This window comes from Bacillus sp. PS237 (genome assembly GCF_037963345.1).
Classification (GTDB): Bacteria; Bacillota; Bacilli; order Bacillales; family Bacillaceae; genus Bacillus; species Bacillus subtilis.
In genome coordinates this window covers 1093754-1114670 of record NZ_CP150156.1, presented here as the reverse complement: position 1 = coordinate 1114670, position 20917 = coordinate 1093754, and the positions used below count along the sequence as shown (strand labels likewise).

At 42.5% G+C, this 20917-nt stretch carries 21 protein-coding genes; 13 read left to right on the top strand and 8 right to left on the bottom strand.

The genetic code is table 11. The features are described from left to right. Positions 1-109: 109 nt before the first annotated feature. Together NST22_RS05745 and NST22_RS05740 are read left to right on the top strand one after the other, a co-directional pair. Entirely contained in the window at positions 110-1315 is a 1206-nt protein-coding gene (locus tag NST22_RS05745) for an MFS transporter (RefSeq protein ID WP_003245498.1), read from the top strand. A gap of 106 nt (positions 1316-1421) precedes the next feature. Continuing rightward, positions 1422-2576 carry an AbrB family transcriptional regulator gene (locus tag NST22_RS05740; RefSeq protein WP_003245459.1) on the top strand — a complete coding sequence of 385 codons (1155 nt, stop codon included), beginning with the start codon at positions 1422-1424 and terminating at the stop codon, positions 2574-2576. Positions 2577-2789: 213 nt separating this feature from the next. Here NST22_RS05740 and ntdR read toward each other — a convergent pair whose 3' ends face one another. Then, entirely contained in the window at positions 2790-3779 is a 990-nt protein-coding gene (gene ntdR / locus NST22_RS05735) for an NTD biosynthesis operon transcriptional regulator NtdR (protein WP_003245736.1), read from the bottom strand. 103 nt (positions 3780-3882) lie between these two features. Here ntdR and ntdA point away from each other — a divergent pair, with 103 nt between their 5' ends. The 4 genes from ntdA (at position 3883) to glcP (ending at position 8371) form a co-directional block, all read left to right on the top strand. After that, the gene (gene ntdA / locus NST22_RS05730; protein WP_003245503.1) at positions 3883-5208 is read left to right on the top strand and encodes a 3-dehydro-glucose-6-phosphate--glutamate transaminase; all 1326 of its coding nucleotides are present in this window, start codon (positions 3883-3885) and stop codon (positions 5206-5208) included. Further along, a complete protein-coding gene (gene ntdB, locus NST22_RS05725; RefSeq protein WP_003244845.1) occupies positions 5180-6028 on the top strand; it encodes a kanosamine-6-phosphate phosphatase in 849 nt (282 codons plus the stop codon). Before ntdA ends, ntdB begins: the two co-directional genes overlap by 29 nt. 13 nt (positions 6029-6041) lie before the next feature. Further along, positions 6042-7094, top strand: a complete 1053-nt coding sequence (ntdC, locus tag NST22_RS05720) for a glucose-6-phosphate 3-dehydrogenase NdtC (RefSeq protein WP_003244701.1) — start codon at positions 6042-6044, stop codon at positions 7092-7094. A 71-nt stretch (positions 7095-7165) separates the two neighbouring features. Further along, positions 7166-8371, top strand: coding sequence for a glucose/mannose transporter GlcP (glcP, locus tag NST22_RS05715; RefSeq protein WP_003245772.1), 1206 nt, complete (start codon positions 7166-7168; stop codon positions 8369-8371). Positions 8372-8528: 157 nt separating this feature from the next. Here glcP and NST22_RS05710 read toward each other — a convergent pair whose 3' ends face one another. From NST22_RS05710 to NST22_RS05695, 4 genes are all read right to left on the bottom strand, one after another. Next, positions 8529-9056: a MarR family transcriptional regulator gene (locus tag NST22_RS05710; RefSeq protein ID WP_003245853.1), complete on the bottom strand. Its 528-nt coding sequence runs from the start codon at positions 9054-9056 to the stop codon at positions 8529-8531. Between the two features lie 76 nt (positions 9057-9132). Beyond that, positions 9133-10632 carry a monooxygenase gene (locus NST22_RS05705; RefSeq protein WP_003245274.1) on the bottom strand — a complete coding sequence of 500 codons (1500 nt, stop codon included), beginning with the start codon at positions 10630-10632 and terminating at the stop codon, positions 9133-9135. 180 nt (positions 10633-10812) lie between these two features. Next, positions 10813-11319: a signal peptidase I gene (lepB, locus tag NST22_RS05700; protein WP_003233128.1), complete on the bottom strand. Its 507-nt coding sequence runs from the start codon at positions 11317-11319 to the stop codon at positions 10813-10815. 1 nt (position 11320) lies between these two features. After that, positions 11321-11944 (bottom strand): VTT domain-containing protein, encoded by a 624-nt coding sequence (locus NST22_RS05695; protein ID WP_010886465.1) that lies wholly within the window; start codon positions 11942-11944, stop codon positions 11321-11323. Between the two features lie 151 nt (positions 11945-12095). Between NST22_RS05695 and NST22_RS05690 the strand changes: the two genes are divergently transcribed. The 3 genes from NST22_RS05690 to NST22_RS05680 all read left to right on the top strand — a co-directional run bounded on the left by NST22_RS05690 (position 12096) and on the right by NST22_RS05680 (position 14332). Then, entirely contained in the window at positions 12096-12458 is a 363-nt protein-coding gene (locus NST22_RS05690; protein ID WP_003233132.1) for a hypothetical protein, read from the top strand. Positions 12459-12665: 207 nt separating this feature from the next. Beyond that, the gene (locus NST22_RS05685; protein WP_003224377.1) at positions 12666-12866 is read left to right on the top strand and encodes a DUF3311 domain-containing protein; all 201 of its coding nucleotides are present in this window, start codon (positions 12666-12668) and stop codon (positions 12864-12866) included. Beyond that, positions 12863-14332 (top strand): sodium:solute symporter, encoded by a 1470-nt coding sequence (locus NST22_RS05680; protein ID WP_003233134.1) that lies wholly within the window; start codon positions 12863-12865, stop codon positions 14330-14332. Before NST22_RS05685 ends, NST22_RS05680 begins: the two co-directional genes overlap by 4 nt. Positions 14333-14374: 42 nt before the next feature. On the opposite strand, the gene NST22_RS05675 is transcribed toward NST22_RS05680, so the two are convergent. Further along, complete coding sequence (locus NST22_RS05675) at positions 14375-14644, bottom strand: excalibur calcium-binding domain-containing protein (protein WP_003233136.1); 270 nt, start codon at positions 14642-14644, stop codon at positions 14375-14377. A gap of 216 nt (positions 14645-14860) precedes the next feature. Here NST22_RS05675 and NST22_RS05670 point away from each other — a divergent pair, with 216 nt between their 5' ends. Further along, a complete protein-coding gene (locus tag NST22_RS05670; protein WP_003245421.1) occupies positions 14861-15760 on the top strand; it encodes an SDR family oxidoreductase in 900 nt (299 codons plus the stop codon). Between the two features lie 46 nt (positions 15761-15806). Here NST22_RS05670 and comK read toward each other — a convergent pair whose 3' ends face one another. Then, positions 15807-16385, bottom strand: a complete 579-nt coding sequence (gene comK / locus NST22_RS05665; RefSeq protein ID WP_003245329.1) for a competence transcription factor ComK — start codon at positions 16383-16385, stop codon at positions 15807-15809. Between the two features lie 292 nt (positions 16386-16677). Here comK and NST22_RS05660 point away from each other — a divergent pair, with 292 nt between their 5' ends. Further along, a complete protein-coding gene (locus NST22_RS05660) occupies positions 16678-16911 on the top strand; it encodes an IDEAL domain-containing protein (RefSeq protein ID WP_003233142.1) in 234 nt (77 codons plus the stop codon). A gap of 27 nt (positions 16912-16938) precedes the next feature. Here NST22_RS05660 and NST22_RS05655 read toward each other — a convergent pair whose 3' ends face one another. Next, positions 16939-17796, bottom strand: a complete 858-nt coding sequence (locus tag NST22_RS05655; protein ID WP_003245662.1) for an SDR family oxidoreductase — start codon at positions 17794-17796, stop codon at positions 16939-16941. Between the two features lie 111 nt (positions 17797-17907). On the opposite strand from NST22_RS05655, the gene NST22_RS05650 reads away from it, so the two are divergent. Then, positions 17908-19437 (top strand): FAD-dependent oxidoreductase, encoded by a 1530-nt coding sequence (locus NST22_RS05650; protein WP_003245031.1) that lies wholly within the window; start codon positions 17908-17910, stop codon positions 19435-19437. A gap of 138 nt (positions 19438-19575) precedes the next feature. Continuing rightward, positions 19576-20874 (top strand): heme-based aerotactic transducer HemAT, encoded by a 1299-nt coding sequence (gene hemAT, locus NST22_RS05645; RefSeq protein WP_003245216.1) that lies wholly within the window; start codon positions 19576-19578, stop codon positions 20872-20874. The last annotated feature ends 43 nt before the right edge of the window (positions 20875-20917 follow it).

Below are 20917 nucleotides of genomic sequence, written 5' to 3'. Positions count from 1 at the left end.
CGCACCTCCCGACAAAAGGGGAACTTTTATCTCTTCTTTTCTTCACTTTTTGGGCCGCCGCCCCTTCTATACACTACTACTATATCAAACAGCGAAAGGCGGCGATCACATGTTGACCAGTTTTCACTCTATAAAATCGAGATATACCGCTCCCGTTCGGCTCCGCTTTTTCGGCGAATTGCTGACAAGCCTGACAGGTGCAATGATGGGACCTTTTATGGTGCTGTATCTGCATGAACAATTAAACGGCAGTATCATGATGCCAATGCTGATCATCAGCCTTCAGCCATTTGCTGATATTTTCCTGACGCTCGCTGCAGGACGGGTGACGGATCGGCTTGGGCGGCGCACAGCGATTTTGACCGCATTGCTTCTTCAATCAGCGGCAATGACAGGGTTTGTATTTGCTGAGCATGCGTATGTTTTCGCTATTCTCTATGTCATGAATGGCATCGGAAGATCGTTGTACATTCCCGCTTCCCGCGCCCAAATCGCTGAAAGCACGCCGGAAAGCAGACGTTCGGAAGTGTTTGCGGTCATCAATGCGATCTATTCGACGGGTCTGACGGCAGGACCGCTAGTGGGGATGCTGCTGTACAATCATAACCCCGTGTGGATATTCGCATTAGATGCTGCAGCATTGTTTATCTACTTTCTGATCGCTGCACTGAAACTGCCTGAGACAAAGCCGCTACACCCAGCTGTTACCCCGAAAATGTCCGCGAGCTTTACAATATACAGGCCTGTCCTGCTTCTTTTGCTGCTTTCTCTCCCCATCAGCATGTTATATGCACAAACAGAAACAACATACAGGCTGTTCAGCAAAAACATGTTTTCTGATTATCTGTCCATGCTGACCATCTATTCAGCAGCAAAAGCTTTATTCAGCTGTGTTCTCCAAGTACCTCTTGTCAAAGGGACCGAAAAGCTTTCAATGAAAACGATCCTCTTCATTACTTATATTTGCTACTCCCTTGCGGCAGCCGGCTTTGCATGCTCAACCTCTCTGACAATGCTTTTAGTGACGGCAGCGGTGATGACGGTTGGTGAAAGCATCGGGCTAACCCACATCCAGACCTTCATATCGAAATTGGCGCCGCCTCATTTGCTGGGCCGGTTTTATGCTGTCTATGGTCTGCATTGGGATATATCCCGCTCAATCGGACCGCTGGCAGGCGGGCTGATCCTGACATCATTTGGCGGAGAAGTGATTTTTTACGCTCTTGCCGTGTGTCTGCTGACAGCGGGTTTATCTCTGACTTACACAATAGAAAAGCTCGAACACAAGGTCATAAGAAAAGTGAATCGCTTATAGAAAATAATTCATAATTTCTTTATCAACAAAAATATACTATAGTAATAAATACATTCACTACGTGAACAATTGGAGTGTTACGTGAAAAAGGAAGAAGGGTTTTACATTGAAGAAAGACGAAAATCTCCTCAAAGATCTATGGTTTATCGCAATCAGTGCAGCCGGGGGGTTTATTCTTTCATTAACCGGAATATCAATTGGATGGATGATCGGAACACTGATTGTCGCCTGCTGCCTCGCCATGATACGGCCGGCATGGCTGATGATGGCACCAGACCAAAAAGGAATTAACCGACGATGGCTCGCCCTCGGGCAGATGATCCTCGGCATCGAATTGGGCCAAAAGCTGAATTTATCCGTTCTCTCTGTTCTCAAAGACCATTGGTTTTCAGTCGGCGTTATGCTGATATTGTCTATCCTGCTGGCCATGCTGTCAGGATATGTGCTTTGGCGTTTCAGCAAAACGGATATGATGACTAGCTTTGTCGGCACCGCTCCCGGCGGACTTTCCGCCATGCCGAGCATCGCACAGGAAGTAGGCGCCAATACCGCTATAGTCAGCCTCGTTCAAATGATGCGTGTGCTGCTCGTGGTGCTTTCCATTCCGTTTTTAGTCATTCTGATCTATACAAAACAAGATCGTACCGCAAGTGCCGCAGCAGAGACGATTTCTTCTGCAACGACAGATTTTAGGCTCGCTCCCGTTTTGTGGACCGTCATTCTTATTCTCGCTGCCTGGGGAGCTTGCAAAGCTGCGAAATTTTTAAAATTTCCAGCTCCATGGCTGCTCGGCAGCATGCTCGGTGTAGCAATTGTACATGTTGGCGGAGCTGCGGTGACAGGGCACGACATGACGGCATGGTGGTTGTCACAAGCTAACCATGTATCACAAGTATTTCTCGGGGCAACGATCGGCTCTAAGATGTACAAAAGCATGTTTGCCGGCGTCACCCGTATTATCATCGTCGGGTTTGTCTCGTCCGTCGGTTTAATCGCAGCAATGTTTTTGAGCGCCGTGATCGTTTCCGAGCTGACAGGAATTTCGCTCATCACTTCTGTTCTGGCATTTGCGCCCGGCGGGATTGCAGAGATGGCGACGACGTCAGTTACCTTACATGCTGATTCCACCTTTGTCGTTGCGGTTCAGGTCATTCGCGTCATTCTGGTTATTGCCCTGCTGCCGCCGTTTTATCGCCTGCTTCACCATCTTCATGGTGAAAAAAAAGACAAAAAGAGCTCAATCAGCGGCAGTAGTGCCTAGTTGAAAAAAGGGTTCAAGAACTTTTAATTCGCAAACCATCGAGATGAGGAAATATAAGCGGATATTTCGTTGTTAATGGATCAGATTTGAAGTGAGTGCTGCCAGAGGGTGAAATGAAAGAAATAATTGACGACTTACGATTGAAAAAGAGGTTAAAATGAATAACCTCTTTTTCTTATATAAAGATATAAAATGTTAAAGGGAAATCTATCGTTACGTTGATTCTCTTATAATAAGCTTTGTTGGCAGTTTAATAATTCTTCTGTTTAAAGAGGCATTACCCGAAATGGACTCGATGATTTTCAACACAGCCTGTTGGCCTAATTCTATTACGGGGATATCAATTGTTGTTATGGTCGGAGTAACGACTTGGCAAATCAATTGGTTGTCAAAACCAATTACAGCTAAGTCTTCTGGAACTTTAAAGCCATTTTTCATCGCCTGTTTAATAATCCCTGCGGCGACTTGATCATTTCCTGTAAATATTGCTGAGGGTCTGTCCTTTAGATCCTTTATCTTATGAAAAACACGAAAGCCATCCTCGATATTAAACATTTCGCCGAATATCCATTCGCTTCTATGATGTAAATTGTAATCTTGTAAAGCTTTCAAATAACCCTCTTTCCTCTGACATTGAGCTTCGCTATATGGAGTATCAAAACAAAACCCAATTTTTTTATGCCCTCTTTCAATTAAATGTACTACCCCCATGTATGCGGCTTCAAATTCATCATACCCAATTATCGTGATGTCCGCTGAGTGATGATATTCATTACATAATAAGATAGGACCATACTTTAAGAAAGGGGATATCTGATCCCATTCATTTTCTAAAGTCCCAAGAATAATGCCATCCACTTCTTTATGCTTCAATAACTCTAGTAATTCTAGCTCCGTCTGTTTGTCATAAAAGGTCTGAAATACAATTACCTTGTAATTCTTAAACAGTGCTTCATGAGAGACCCCTTTTATTAATTGAGCAAAAAATGGATGGTCGATACTCGGAACCGATAAAGCTATCGTTTGTGTCTTATTTCTCCTAAAATTCCGAGCTAAATAATTGGGAGTGTAGTCAAGTTCGTTAATAGCCTTTAAGATCATATCTCTTTTTTCTTTCGACACATAAGGATGATTATTCAATACTCTTGACACTGTGGTTTTAGACACATTGCATAATTTTGCTATTTCATCAATTGTAGGCATATTTTCCCTTCCTTAAAAAAGTTGTTGACATGTTACCGATTTCAGAAACTAGGATAAATTTGTAATAAATTTTTAGATTATAAAATCATTGGAGGTACTGTTCATGCAAAAACAGGTTAAGATTTCAGGTAAAAGCAAAGAAAACATGTCACTATTAAAACACTTAAAAGGTGACGTACAAGGAAAAGAACTTGTTATTGAAGACAGTATTGTAAACGAGCGGTGGAAACAAGTATTAAAAGAAAAGATAGATATTGAACATGACCTTTTCAACTATCAAAAAAATCGTGAAATCAGTAAAGTCCCTTTTTTGCCTGTAGACAGATTAATAACCAATGATGAAGTGGAAGATATCTTAAATACATTAACTGAAGTTTTGCCAACTGGAAAATTTACGAGTGGTCCCTATTTAGAGCAATTCGAAAAAGTTTTATCTACATATTTACATAAAAGGTATGTAATTGCAACCAGCAGTGGAACCGATGCTATTATGATAGGTTTATTGGCTTTAGGGTTAAACCCAGGGGATGAAGTTATCATGCCGGCTAATAGCTTTTCAGCTACTGAAAATGCTGTGTTAGCTTCGGGAGGCGTTCCTATCTATGTAGATATTAACCCACAAACATTCTGCATCGATCCTGACAAAATTGAAGAAGCAATAACTCCTTATACAAAGTTTATTCTACCTGTGCATTTATACGGAAAACATTCAGACATGCAGCATATCCGTCAAATCGCAAATCGTTATAAATTAAAAGTAATTGAAGATGCCTGCCAAGGAATTGGACTGACAGACTTAGGAAAGTATGCAGACATCACTACATTAAGTTTTAATCCCTATAAGAATTTTGGTGTATGTGGCAAGGCTGGGGCAATAGCAACTGATAATGAAGAACTCGCTAAAAAATGCATTCAATTTAGTTATCACGGTTTTGAAGTAAATGTAAAAAATAAGAAAGTCATCAATTTTGGATTTAATTCAAAAATGGACAATTTACAGGCAGCAATTGGTTTAGAGAGAATGAAGTACCTTTCATTAAACAACTTCAAAAGATTGTTCTTGGCGGATAGATACATTACCCAATTAGCAGAGTTGCAGAATAAAGGCTATATTGAATTACCAGAATTAAGTGAAGATCATGTATGGCATCTGTTTCCTATTAAGGTAAGAACAGAAGATAGGGCAGATATCATGACTAAATTAAATGAAGATTTTGGTGTTCAAACAGATGTATATTATCCAATACTTTCTCATATGCAAAAAACTCCTTTAGTACAGGACAAGTATGCAGGACTCCAATTGGTTCATACGGAAAAGGCTCATAGTCAGGTACTGCATTTGCCTTTATATCCGTCATTTACTTTAGAAGAACAAGACAGAGTAATGGAGGGACTGTTTCATGTTATTAAGCAAGAAATCGGAGTATAAAACGTTATCCACGGTTGAACATCCTCAATATATTGTTTTTTGTGATTTTGATGAAACGTATTTTCCGCATACAATCGACGAACAAAAGCAACAAGACATCTATGAACTCGAAGACTATCTAGAACAAAAAAGTAAAGATGGGGAGCTAATAATCGGATGGGTTACTGGGAGCAGTATAGAATCTATTCTCGATAAAATGGGACGAGGAAAATTTAGATATTTTCCGCATTTTATAGCTAGTGATCTTGGAACTGAAATTACGTACTTTTCAGAGCATAACTTCGGTCAGCAAGATAACAAGTGGAACAGTCGCATAAATGAAGGGTTTAGTAAAGAAAAGGTTGAAAAACTTGTGAAACAGCTGCATGAAAATCATAACATTCTTTTGAATCCTCAAACCCAATTAGGAAAGTCACGGTATAAGCATAACTTCTACTATCAGGAACAAGATGAAATAAACGACAAGAAAAACCTATTAGCTATTGAAAAAATCTGCGAAGAATACGGCGTTTCAGTAAATATAAATCGGTGTAATCCCTTAGCAGGCGATCCAGAAGACAGCTATGATGTAGATTTTATCCCCATAGGGACAGGAAAGAATGAAATTGTAACGTTTATGTTAGAGAAATACAACCTAAATACCGAAAGAGCTATCGCATTTGGGGATAGTGGAAATGATGTTCGTATGTTACAGACAGTAGGGAATGGATATCTGCTAAAAAATGCAACACAGGAAGCCAAAAACTTGCACAACCTTATAACTGATAGTGAGTACTCAAAAGGAATTACTAATACCTTAAAAAAATTAATTGGATCATGAGGAGGAAATAAAAATGAAGAAGATAGGCATCATAGGTGCAGGTGGTATTGCAAGAGCGCATGCAACTGCTTTATCTACAATAAAAAATGCAGAGTTAGTAGGGGTATATGACATAAATCAACAAAATGCGGAAAGCTTTGTGAAAACTTTCGGCGGGAAGTCATTTGAAAACGTAGATGAACTAATTGATGCCTCAGAAGGTTTAATTGTAGCATCACCAAACTTTTGCCATAAAGAACATGCTTTGCAAGCATTAGGAAAACATAAGCATGTATTATGTGAAAAGCCTATGGCTATTTCTCTTGAAGAAGCAAGCATAATGAAAGATACTGCTGAAAGGTTGAGCGTAAGAGCCAGTATGGGATTTAATTATAGATATTTATCTTACGTAAATATCTTAAAAAGCTTAATTATCAATAATGAACTAGGTAACATACTGTCCATAAAAGTACACTTCAAGAAAAATAGTGCACTTAGACGTAAGAAGTTTACTTGGAGAGATGACGCTAATAGTAAGAAGACGAGTGGATCATTGGGGGATCTGGGTATTCACCTTATTGACATGGTATGGTATTTGTTCGAGAGTGATTTCATCACAGAATCAGTAAGGGCAAAGATGAACACAAATGTAAAAACAAAAGAGGATAAACAGGTACTTGTAGATGACTATGCAGAAATTTATGGCCAGCTGAAGAACAAGGTATTTGTAAATATCATCACATCAAAGTGTTCTGTACCTGAAGACTGTGGTTTTAGCATTGAGGTAGTTGGACACAAAAAAGAGTTTAAATACCACACAGGTAATCCTCACGTTTACAAGCTCATAGATGGCTTGAACGTGGTAGACTGCCCAGTACCGCAAAGCCTATTAAACGATCCGCCAAACGAGTTTTATGGATGGGCTGATTCTTTTAGAAGCGAGTTAATCAATTGGATTGCATCAACTCAGAATGATTGGGTTGAGATCCCTTCTTTTAGTGATGGTTTTAGATCTCAGGAAGTATTAGAAATGTTCTTTGAGAAAGACAGCAACTCTCAACCCATGTCTGTTTCAGCAGTCAACTAGTATTTCAAAGAGAGAAGTTACTAAAAAAGCAGGAATTTACTTTCCTGCTTTTTCATATAGGGGTGTAATGAATGTTAAGAGGGACATATTTATTTGGATATGCTTTCTTTTTTACAGTAGGTATTATCCATATATCAACAGGGAGTTTGACACCATTTTTATTAGAGGCTTTTAACAAGACAACAGATGATATTTCGGTCATAATCTTCTTCCAGTTTACCGGATTTCTAAGCGGAGTATTAATCGCACCTTTAATGATTAAGAAATACAGTCATTTTAGGACACTTACTTTAGCTTTGACAATAATGCTTGTAGCGTTAAGTATCTTTTTTCTAACCAAGGATTGGTATTATATTATTGTAATGGCTTTTCTCTTAGGATATGGAGCAGGCACATTAGAAACGACAGTTGGTTCATTTGTTATTGCTAATTTCGAAAGTAATGCAGAAAAAATGAGTAAGCTGGAAGTTCTCTTTGGATTAGGCGCTTTATCTTTCCCATTATTAATTAATTCCTTCATAGATATCAATAACTGGTTTTTACCATATTACTGTATATTCACCTTTTTATTCGTCCTATTCGTAGGGTGGTTAATTTTCTTGTCTAAGAACCGAGAGTACGCTAAGAATGCTAACCAACAAGTGACCTTTCCAGATGGAGGAGCATTTCAATACTTTATAGGAGATAGAAAAAAATCAAAGCAATTAGGCTTTTTTGTATTTTTCGCTTTCCTATATGCTGGAATTGAAACAAATTTTGCCAACTTTTTACCTTCAATCATGATAAACCAAGACAATGAACAAATTAGTCTTATAAGTGTCTCCTTTTTCTGGGTAGGGATCATCATAGGAAGAATATTGATTGGTTTCGTAAGTAGAAGGCTTGATTTTTCCAAATACCTTCTTTTTAGCTGTAGTTGTTTAATTGTTTTGTTGATTGCCTTCTCTTATATAAGTAACCCAATACTTCAATTGAGTGGTACATTTTTGATTGGCCTAAGTATAGCGGGGATATTTCCCATTGCTTTAACACTAGCATCAATCATTATTCAGAAGTACGTTGACGAAGTTACAAGTTTATTTATTGCCTCGGCAAGTTTCGGAGGAGCGATCATCTCTTTCTTAATTGGATGGAGTTTAAACCAGGATACGATCTTATTAACCATGGGAATATTTACAACTATGGCGGTCATTCTAGTAGGTATTTCTGTAAAGATTAGGAGAACTAAAACAGAAGACCCTATTTCACTTGAAAACAAAGCATCAAAAACACAGTAGAAAACGTATAAAATAAAGATACTAATAGACATATCGTATAAGCAGTGCAAATTCCTGAACATCTTGAATTTCATTCTTCAAGAGGAAATCTGATTTACGTTACAGCCTTGAAAAAGATAGAAACAAAGCGAAAAACACGCACCGCAGTGCGTGTTTTTTATTTAAAAATGCTAGGAAGCCCCCCTTCAATTTCTTCTGACGACGGATACCATTTTGTCACCAGATCCCGAAACAGCCGTTCCGCAAAAAGAATCTCTTCCTCGGTATAGCGGTCAAAAAATGACAGAAAACGCTGTTCAGCCTTCTGATGATAATATTTGTGCAAACTGTGCAGCTTTTTTCCAGCAGGCGTCAATCGGAAGTAGACCTCCTTTTTATTATCGCTGAGCTGTGTTCTGTGAAGGAAGCCTGCGCCGAGCAATTTTGTGCTGATGCGTGATACAGTCGCTTTTGTCGTATTCATTTTTTCTGCTATCGACGTGACATTAATTGGTTCATTGTCCCCGACACAGGATAGAACATGAATTTCTGTCATCGTCAATTGAGATTTACTCCCGTGCTCTACATCCAGCTTCCTCAATTCGTCAGATAAAAAGGCTTTAATAAGCCCCTCCCATTTCTCCTGCTGATGAATGAGCTCCGCATACAATTCAAAAAGATTGCGTTTCGTATGATCTGTGTTCATCGGGTTTTCCATCCTTTTTCATTCGATTGTTTCTTCTATCATACCGTTTTGTTACAGATGAAACAATCGAATTGAATTATACTCGGCTGGTGACGGAAAACCAGCGGCTGATCCCTTTTTGAATCACCTCGGAACAATCGGGCGCTGATGCATCCACCGCCCAGGCTACATGTCCATCGGGACGAATCAATATGGTATGCACATTCCGCAACTTTTCATTCGGTTCTGCAAGCGAGGCGGTTACCGTACGTAAGCCTTTTACTTCGATATGATCATCAGCTTCCTGCCTCAATGACAGCAAAACGAATGTCCCGTTTTGGAGAAAGCTGTACAGCCGTTCCGAATTGCCGTCGGAAAGAATCAGCTTCATGTCAGGGAGCCTTGCCCCGTTCAAACGATTCGGCGGCATGGTACGATCAGCTTCATATCTGACATCGAGCGCAGAAATTTGCCCCGCTACATATCGATTCACATCAGGGAAGGCCAGCAGCTCCGACATCATGCTTCGCAAATGGAGGCCTGCTTGAGTGAAATCGATCAGCTTTGTCTGTGCCTCCGTGTTTCTGAGGAGCCCTTCCGCTGCCGGATGCCGCTCATCATGGTAGCTGTCCAAAAGCCAAGAAGGCGCAGAGCCTTTGATGGCCGCCGCCAGTTTCCACCCGAGGTTCATTGCATCCTGAAGGCCGACATTCAGTCCTTGCCCGCCCGCCGGAAAATGAATATGCGCGGCATCACCCGCAAGAAAGATTCTGCCGTCCCGATACCGTTTCGCTTGGCGCGCGGCGTTCCCAAACCGCGACATCCACGAAGGGTCGGTTAAACCGAAGTCAGTTCCGCAAATTCGCAGGAGGTCAGCTTTCAGCTCTTCCTCAGTCACAGGCACATCTTTCGGCGTTTGTGTGCGATAAGGGCTGATCACAACGACACGGTATCGGTCTGGAGATAACGGAACAATCATAACACCGCCCTCTTTTGTGCAAAGGGACAGCACACCTGACGGCGGCGGAGAAAGGAGCACCACATCCCCAAGCGCAGCGGTGACAGTGCTGTCTGTTCCCGGAAACTCAATTTTCGCCTGTTTCCGGACGGTACTCCCGGCGCCATCTGCCCCAACGGCAAACTTGCTTGTGATCGTCCGTACACTGCCGTCCCGATCCTTAAAAATTGTTTGGACCGCTTCCCCGTTTTGCGTAACCGCCAGCGCCTCGGCACCCCGAAACACCTCTGTTCCCAGGCTTCGTGCATGATCTTCAAGAAGCTTTTCTGTTTTGGACTGCGGGAGCAAAAGCGTGTAAGGACAGCTCGTATCCAAGCCTGAAAAATCCAGACGGGTATCCAGCATTGAAAAATGTCCGGTAGGTATCTTGCTTCCCTTGGATACGAACCGCTCTAAAATCCCTCTCATCTCAAGAAGCTCCAGCGTTCGGGGGTGCAGCGTCAACGCCTTGGAATGCGGAACAGGTTTTTCAAGCCGTTCAATCACACATGTTCCCACTCCGGCTATTGCAAGCTCAGAAGCCAGCATAAATCCAACCGGCCCTCCTCCTATAATCACTGCTTCATATTTCATCATCATTCACCACTCCTTTTGTTTCATGAAAAACGAACAAAAACCAATAAAAACGGCCCTCCAGTCAAAAAAATATATAAATTTTGTTACACAGGTAACAATTTTGATTATAGCTCCTTACAAATTTTTCTTCAACACATTTTTCCAAACGGCATACAAAAAGACGCCTCTTCAATTAGCGTCTTTTTATTCGGCATCAGAAATCACACCGACAATATTTTTTTCTCTTATCGGACCAAAATGCCGGCTGTCGAAGCTGTATATGCGATTATCTCCAACGACAAAATATTTTCCTTTCGGCACCTTGCTTGTTCCCGTCACATCTTTCAAAGAAAAATCACCCGTTACATGGCTGCCGGCAGAAACAGATTTCAAATGCTTCAAAAATGGCTCAGCAACCTGCTTTCCGTTCACATACAGCTGATCATCTTTATATTTGATCGTTTCACCGGGCAAGCCGATTACCCGTTTAATCAGCACTTTATGATCAGGGCCTTTAAAAAGGACGATGTCAAAACGATGGATGGTTTTAAATCGATGCGAAAATTTATTGACCAACAATTCGTTTCCTTCCTGGAAGGTCGGGTTCATACTGACGCCTTCTACCTTGTAATCAATAAAGACAGCATTTTTAACCTGAATGGCGAGAACAACGGACACTACACCGGCAAGAAACCAAAACCGTTTTTTCATGTTACTGTCTCCCTCCATCATGCTCACGCTGACTGGCTCTTACATGCAGATACCGCTCCACCTTTTTGCCGACATACCATAAGACAGTGATCACCAATACGGCGATGACCGTTCGAATCGGCTGTGTAATCAGCGCGTGCAGATCATATCCGATGAAGCTGATCATAAAAATCATGACAAGCTTCCCCGAGGCTGCCGCCAAAATAAACGGCCGCGTTCCGATCCTTGACAAACCGGCAACAACATTCACCGCGGCTGACGGTGTAAATGGAAAACAAAGCAGAAGAAACATGGGACCGAAGCCGTGTCTTTCCACCCATAACATCAGCTTTCTGACAGACGGATGACTGCGGATAAATCCAAGCAATTTTCTCTGTCCGTATTGACGGACAATCAAAAAGACGAGAATGGAACCAGCAGTTGATCCCGCCCAGGATAGGATGAATCCTTCCCACAAGCCAAACGAGTTCGTATTCGCCACCACAAACACGATCAGCGGCAAAAACGGGAGAAATGCTTCAATTAAAGGCAGCAGCACAGCAATGAGCGGACCGAAAGCCCTATAGCTTTGAAATAATTCAGTTAAATGTTCTTGTGTCAAATAGGATAAAAAATGCTCCAACATTTATACTCCTTACCGGGTTTGTCTATCCTTATTCTACACATTATCAGCAGAAAACTAAAAAGTTTTGGTGATTTTTTCTGTCTTGAAACATTTCACCAGCCGATATAGAATACAAATAGAACAAACGTTCCCTTAGAAAGAAGGAGTCAATATGCCAAATCTGCAGGAGGAAATATACGATTTAATTGAACGGGCTCTCTTTTTGCCCATGGCCATTACGATTTTTAACCGTGATCTCGCCGGAATTGAAGAAAGCACATTAAAATTGAAGCATCCTTATAAACAGCTTATCAGCGAATCATTAAAAATAGCACAAAAGGATTTGATGGAGGTCAGAAAAGAACTGAGGAAAAGAAAAATTGCAATCCGCGAGACGGAACGCGATGAGGCCTTTACACTCTATACATTTGTCATCGACGGTTATGAAGAAAACCATCGCTATTTTAATCCGCGAATCCGTGAGCAGGTCAGCGAATTATTAACATACTATCTATTTGCCCCAGACAGACTCTGAGCCTTTTGAATCATACTGCCCGTTCCCTCTTCGGGCGATTCAGAGCATTAATTTCAGACAATTCACACTATACAAACAAAATAAATTTATTTATAATTCGAACCACAGCCTTTCACTCCAAAAAATGACATGTGCTGCGATATCTGCGACATCATTTTCAGTACGCTTAGGCTTGTACACCTCAATCCTAAATAGAAGGAGGATTCTATGAAACTGATTCACGTTCTTGCCGCTTTACCCTTTATCGGAATCTTACTCGGCATCCCTTTTGCAAATAAGGTGACCCCCTATGTGTTCGGCATGCCGTTTATTCTTGCCTATATTGTGATGTGGGCTCTTTTGACCTCTGCGCTGATGGCGATTGTGTATGTCCTCGACAAGGAAAATAAAAAGGAGGAAGCAGAATGAATGCAGCTCTCATCATCATCTTCGGTGTCCTGCTCTTGAGTATTTTTCTCGGTATACGCGCCCAAAAAGGAAAAGACATGAACCTGGAGCAGTGGACGGTCGGAGGGCGCGGCTTCGGAACTGTTTTCGTCTTCCTTTTGATGGCAGGCGAAATTTATACTACTTTTACGTTTCTCGGCGGCAGCGGCTGGGCCTACGGAAAAGGCGGTCCAGCCTTTTATATCATCGCCTACGGATGTCTGGCCTACATCCTTTCTTACTGGCTTCTTCCAGCAGTTTGGACGTACGCGAAACAGCATAAACTGATGTCGCAGTCTGATTTTTTCACAAAAAAATACAACAGTCCGCTGCTTGGCATTCTCGTTTCACTGGTCGGCATCGCCGCACTCATTCCCTATCTTGTACTGCAGCTGAAAGGCCTCGGGCTGATTGTATCGGAAACCTCGTACGGCAAAATCACCCCGACCGCTGCCATCTGGATCGGCGCTGTTTCCATCACGGTTTATGTTATGGTTTCAGGCATTCACGGGTCTGCCTGGATATCGGTTGTGAAGGACATCATGATTCTGGTTGTCGTTCTGTTTTTAGGTGTGTATTTGCCAATTCATTACTACGGCGGATTTCAAGACATGTTTCAGCAGATTGAAACGGCAAAGCCTGGCTTTCTTACGCTCCCCGAATCGGGACAAAGTGTGGCCTGGTTCAGTTCAACCGTACTCTTGACAGCGCTTGGTTTTTACATGTGGCCTCACACGTTTTCCGCTTCGTATTCAGCCGAAAACCCAAAAGTGTTTCGTAAAAACGCCATCATCATGCCTTTGTACCAGCTGGTCCTGCTCTTCGTCCTTTTCGTCGGCTTTGCGGCTATCCTGCAAGTTCCAGATCTGAATGGCGCAGACGGGGATTTGTCGCTTTTGAGACTGTCTCTGCAAGCATTTGACCCTTGGTTTGTCGGAATTATCGGTGCTGCCGGACTGCTGACAGCACTTGTGCCAGGGTCTATGATCTTAATGTCCGCCTCCACACTGTTTGCAAAAAATGTGTACAAGGTAATCGCGCCCCGCACGACAGAACAGCAAGTATCGGCGCTTGCTAAGTTTTTAGTGCCGGTGATTGCGCTGATTTCGGTGTATTTTACCTTCAAAGGCGGGAATACCATCGTTACGCTGCTTTTGATGGGCTACAGCCTTGTCACACAGCTATTCCCCGCCCTTTTGTTCAGCCTGCTCAAGCATAATATGGTGACAAAGCAAGGAGCTTTCGCCGGCATTATTGCAGGTGTCGGAGCAGTTACTTATATTACAATGACGGAAACGACGATCGGCACTTTATTTCCGGCTCTGCCGCAAGCCGCAAAAGACTTGAATGTCGGCATCGTCGCCCTGCTTTTGAATATCACGGTCATGATGGCAGTCAGCCTTATGACAAGGAAGGCGAAAAGCGCTGCGGCCGATCAGGCGGCCTAAGCATAAAAAAAGCAATCTGGACACCAGATTGCTTTTTCTTATTTACCGTTCACAGGCGATAAGATCTTTATCGCGGTCTTTGTTTTTATTGGCATCGTAAAGTGCCTTAGAAACGTAAGGCTTGTACTTCGTTTTTCCGCCTTTGTTTTTCACCTTCGATGTGCGGGCCACTCCGCCTTTGTATACTTTGTTTAGCTCCTTGCAGTTCTTATAGACCTTCACCTTTGTTTTGGCTTCCGCCACATGGCCAGCTCCGTATGAAAAACCGAAAACGAGACCGAGTGACAGCAAAACCGCCGCCGCTTTTTTCATGACGATTCACTCTCCCAACACCCAATATTTAGTTGATTTATAGCTCGAATTTATCATAATTCATATAGTCTTATTTGACAAGATAAATATGGAAGAAGGCTTTGTTTTTTCTTGTTTTCTTTTTCCTTCACTATTCAAACTGCCAAAACATGTTTTTCTGCTTATGCTCAGGGGTACACATACGAATGTACACCAAACAGAAAAGGAGCGTTGCTGATGTCTGATTCAAATCTTACGAATCCTATAAAAGCATTTTTTCATGATGAATTTCCCGAACAATATCAAGAACCGCCAGGCCTGCAAAAGAACATGAAGCCTGTCCCTGATTGCGGAGAAAAAAGCTACAAAGGATCAGGTAAACTAACGGGTCGAAAAGCGCTTGTCACGGGCGGCGATTCCGGTATCGGCCGCGCTGCCGCAATTGCTTACGCCAGAGAAGGTGCCGATGTGGCTATTAACTACTTGCCCGAGGAACAGCCAGATGCTGAAGAGGTAAAAGAGCTGATTGAAGCAGAAGGCCGAAAAGCAGTGCTGATCCCCGGAGACTTGAGCGACGAATCCTTTTGCCAAGATCTAGTCAAACAGTCGCATCACGAACTCGGCGGACTTGATGTGCTAGCGCTCGTTGCAGGCAAACAGCAAGCGGTCGAAAACATCGAAGATCTGCCTACTGAACAAATCTATAAAACATTTGAAGTGAACGTCTTTTCCCTTTACTGGGTTGTAAAAGCGGCGCTTCCGTATTTGCCGGAGGGAGCTTCAATTATCACAACTACCTCAGTTGAAGGCTATAATCCAAGCCCGATGCTGTTAGATTACGCAGCAACGAAAAACGCCATTATCGGCTTTACCGTCGGACTGGGAAAACAGCTTGCTTCCAAAGGCATCAGAGTAAATTCAGTTGCGCCCGGACCAATTTGGACACCGCTGCAAATTTCCGGCGGACAGCCGACGGAAAACATCCCGAAATTCGGACAAGGCACGCCGCCAGCTCCATTAAATCGCGCTGGGCAGCCAGTGGAATTGGCCGATGTTTATGTATTTCTAGCTTCAGAGAATTCAAGCTATGTGACATCTCAGGTATATGGCATCACCGGAGGAATTCCGACGGCATAGCTTTATGAAAGGAGCTGCCCTGTTCGGTCAGCTCCTTCCTATTTTTCTAATACCGTTCCCCGAGCTCACGCAAAATAAAATCATAAATCATCTTCGTCCGCTCTTCTTTCGGGTACAGCATAAATTCCTGTCTTTTCGGCACGCGGTGGTCGATTCTGTCTTGGAATTTGGTTCTGAGCCACGCTGTTCGGTATACCTGGTTCTCGAACGAATTATAAGAGATCGGCAGCTCCATCGTTTTCCCATTGGAAAACGTCACTTCCGTATCGTCGAATTCAGTCGCTTTGAATTCTTTTACATGCACATGGGAAATCCAGCCGCATTGGGGTCTTGTCGAAGAAAGTGTAGGGAATAAAAAGATTTGGTTCGAAGGGTCCACCATGATCGGCGGCTTGTGTGAAATTTTTGTCACTTCATAAGTTCCTGCTTTTCTTCCCGCATAGCTTGATCCAAAAAATCGGCAGCTTCTGTCGACAATTTGCAGCGGCTTCATGTTTACATAAAACACGCAATCTTTTTCAATAATTTTGGAACAGATTTTGCCGTCTATTTCTTCTGGCAGCACGGCAATTGTTGCGCCGTTCACTTCATACGATTCTAAAGGTGCGTCTGTTTTCTGACTCATATTATGGCCTCCATCCTTTTTCTGCAAAATTTATACTAATAATCTATCATCTGTTTTTGTAAAACGACAGGTTTTTTTAACATTTAAGATAAAATCATCTTTTAATGATATTTAATGGTACTAAATGACTAGTAATAAACCGATTTTACTTTCATAAGACTTGCCGGTTTACGGCATTTTGCAGGATATGTCGATAGATTGCCAAGTATTAGTTGTCTAAAAATTATAAAAATTTATTGATTTTTTCGACCGTTATCCATATACTATAAAAAAGGCATTGGGGGGATTCTTTATGAAAGAGAAAAAATCGTACACTGAGCTCATGAAGTCCCGCAACACGCAAAAAACAAAAGAATTCGATGTCACAATGACGGATATTTACATTCAAATGGTGCTCGATGAATCCTTGTATAACCGTCGGCTTGCCATGCTGACGGACCAAATTAACAAAGCCTTGGACGAAAAAGATAAAGATGCGTTTCTTACGCTCTCTAAAGAATATGCAGCGCTCAAGCAGAGCGAATAAGCCAATCCTTCAAGGATTGGCTTTTTATTATCCGTTCACAATTGTTCCGCCATTGACGTGAATCGTCTGCCCTGTGACGTATGTGGAATCGTCGCTGGCAAGGTATAGATAGCTTGGCGCCACTTCGACCGGCTGCCCCGGGCGTTCCATCGGCACGTCTGAACCAAACACTTCCACGTCTTTTGCGGCAAAGCTGGCCGGGATAAGCGGTGTCCAAATGGGACCCGGTGCCACTGCATTGACCCGTATGCCCTGCTGAACAAGCGACTGGGAAAGGGACCTTGTAAACGTAACGATCGCGCCTTTTGTCGCTGAATAATCGATCAGCGTTTTATTGCCTTTATAGGCGGTAATTGAAGCGGTATTAATAATAGAGCTCCCTTTTTTTAAATGAGGCAGCACTGCCTTTGTTAAGTAAAACATGGAAAAAATGTTTGTTTGGAAGGTTCTGATCAGCTGGTGGCTGGTGATTTTTTCAATGCTGGGCTGGACATGCTGCTCAGCTGCATTGTTAACCAATATATCAATGGATGGAAACACTTGGCTTGCCTGCCCGACCACATCATTGCAAAACGCTTCATCCCCGACATCTCCTGCAATCAGCAGGCATTTTACCCCTTCCTTTTCTACATACTGCTTTGTTTCCTCGGCGTCCTGATGTTCATTCAAATACACAATGACCACATTAGCCCCTTCTTTTGCGAATAACACCGAGACAGCGCGTCCAATCCCGCTGTCTCCTCCAGTAATAATAGCGGTTTTGCCCTCTAATTTTTTCGCTTTCTTCGGCTTATCAAAAACCGGACGCGGGTCCATCAGATATTCAAAACCAGGCTGCTGGTTCTGGTGCTGAGGCGGTAATGTTTTCTTTTTTTGATTCGCCAATGAAATCACTCCTTTTCAACCTTATTATGTTATGAACAATGCCTGCTTCCTATGTATGAAAAGATAGAATATGGAAAAATTAAGAATAAATCTGATTGGAGGTATAACGGCTTGGCTAATCAACATTTTGCAAAGGAAGCACCTGAAACATACTGGAAAACATCAACTGACCTGCCTTCTTTTCCTGCGCTTCAAGAGGACACTGAATGTGACGTCACCATTATCGGAGGCGGGATTACGGGAATCACAACGGCATATGAACTTACGAAGAGAGGCTTCCGTGTCGTTTTGATTGAAGCAAATCAGGTTCTTAACGGAACCACTGCGCATACAACTGCTAAAGTTACCGCACAGCATGACATGATATACGACGAATTTATCCGCCATTTCGGATTAAACCATGCGAGGCTTTATTATGAAGCAAACCAAAACGCAATTGATTACATAAAAGGCATTGTGGATGAACATCAAATTGATTGTGAATGGATCGAGCAAGACGCATATCTTTATACGGCAAATGAAAACGCTGTTCAAAAAATCCACACCGAGCATGAGGCATACACAAAGCTCGGAATTGAAAGAGACCTTATCAAGGATCTTCCAATTCCCTTAGGTTCTAAGCTGGCGCTTGTCATGAAGAATCAAGCTCAATTTCATCCGCTTCAATACTTAAAAGCGCTTCTGGAGCAAATTGTTCAAAAAGGCGGCCGAATTTATGAAGAGACCGTTGCGCTTGATATCAAAAAAGGCGAAAGGCCCGAAGTGGTAACAAAAAGCCGGCACGCCATTAAGAGCCGCTTTATCATATGCTGTTCCCACTTCCCTTTTTATGACGGAGGCGGATTATATGCTGCGAGAATGTACTCCGACAGATCTTATGTCCTTGCCATCAAGCCGAAGATCGAGTATCCCGAGGGCATGTATTTGAGTATCGATCAGCCGTCAGTGGCGCTCCGCTATACGGTTGTAAACGGTGAAAAGCTGATTCTCTTCAGCGGAGTAAGCCATAAAACAGGCCAGGGAAAAGCCATGTCTACACATTATGAAACACTGAGACAACTGGCCGAAAGCACCATCGGCATCGAAAGCATTCCATATTATTGGTCCACCCAAGATCTAGTGACGATCGACAAAATCCCGTTTATCGGGCCGATGTCGGAAAATGAGGACAATATTCTAGTAGCGACCGGGTTCAAAAAATGGGGCATGACGTCCTCAGCAGTCGCAGCCACTTTATTGTCAGACCTTGTGGAGAAAAAAGAAAACCCATACGAAAGCATTTTCACGCCGTCCCGTTTCCATCTGAATCCCGGGTTGCAGAAAGTGATTTCCTACAATGCAGATGTCGCCAAGCATTTGATAAAAGGAAAGCTTGAAAAGCCTGATGTCCAATTTGAAGACATTTCGCCAGGAGAAGGGAAAGCCGTCACCATAAACGGCAGGCGAGCGGGAGCATTTCGTGATGAGACAGGCTGCCTCCATCTCGTTGATACGACTTGTACCCATTTAGGCTGCGAGGTCGAGTGGAACGACAGTGAGCATACGTGGGATTGTCCGTGCCACGGATCACGCTTTAAGCCATCTGGCGAAGTTGTAGAGGGTCCGGCCATTAAACCATTAAAACAAATAGATCTCGATTAAACCGTTCATTTTAATGAACGTTTTTTCAAATATTTTTCATCTGCAGCTTCATTCATGTTTCCCTTGGCCGATAAAAAAGAAAAAGGCTTAAAAAGCCAAAAAGTAAAAATTATATTTTTCCCAAGGGGGATCATTGTATTGTTATTTAAAAAAGACAGAAAACAAGAAACAGCTTACTTTTCAGATTCAAACGGACAACAAAAAAACCGCATTCAGCTCACAAACAAACATGCAGATGTCAAAAAACAGCTCAAAATGGTCAGGTTGGGAGATGCTGAGCTTTATGTGTTAGAGCAGCTTCAGCCACTCATTCAAGAAAATATCGTAAATATCGTCGATGCGTTTTATAAAAACCTTGACCATGAAAGCTCATTGATGGATATCATTAATGATCACAGCTCAGTTGACCGCTTAAAACAAACGTTAAAACGGCATATTCAGGAAATGTTTGCAGGCGTTATCGATGATGAATTTATTGAAAAGCGTAACCGAATCGCCTCCATCCATTTAAGAATCGGCCTTTTGCCAAAATGGTATATGGGTGCGTTTCAAGAGCTCCTTTTGTCAATGATTGACATTTATGAAGCGTCCATTACAAATCAGCAAGAACTGCTAAAAGCCATTAAAGCAACAACAAAAATCTTGAACTTAGAACAGCAGCTTGTCCTTGAAGCGTTTCAAAGCGAGTACAACCAGACCCGTGATGAACAAGAAGAAAAGAAAAACCTTCTTCATCAGAAAATTCAAGAAACCTCTGGATCGATTGCCAATCTGTTTTCAGAAACAAGCAGATCAGTTCAAGAGCTTGTGGACAAATCTGAAGGCATTTCTCAAGCATCCAAAGCCGGCACTGTAACATCCAGCACTGTTGAAGAAAAGTCGATCGGCGGAAAAAAAGAGCTAGAAGTCCAGCAAAAACAGATGAACAAAATTGACACAAGCCTTGTCCAAATCGAAAAAGAAATGGTCAAGCTGGATGAAATCGCGCAGCAAATTGAAAAAATCTTCGGCATCGTCACAGGCATAGCTGAACAAACAAACCTTCTCTCGCTCAATGCATCTATTGAATCCGCCCGCGCCGGAGAACACGGCAAAGGCTTTGCTGTCGTGGCAAATGAAGTGCGGAAGCTTTCTGAGGATACGAAAAAAACCGTCTCTACTGTTTCTGAGCTTGTGAACAATACGAATACACAAATCAACATTGTATCCAAGCATATCAAAGACGTGAATGAGCTAGTCAGCGAAAGTAAAGAAAAAATGACGCAAATTAACCGCTTATTCGATGAAATCGTCCACAGCATGAAAATCAGCAAAGAGCAATCAGGCAAAATCGACGTCGATCTGCAAGCCTTTCTTGGAGGGCTTCAGGAAGTCAGCCGCGCCGTTTCCCATGTGGCCGCTTCCGTTGATTCGCTTGTCATCCTGACAGAAGAATAACCATCAAAAACCGGTCTGCCATACGGCCGGTTTTTTTGCGTTC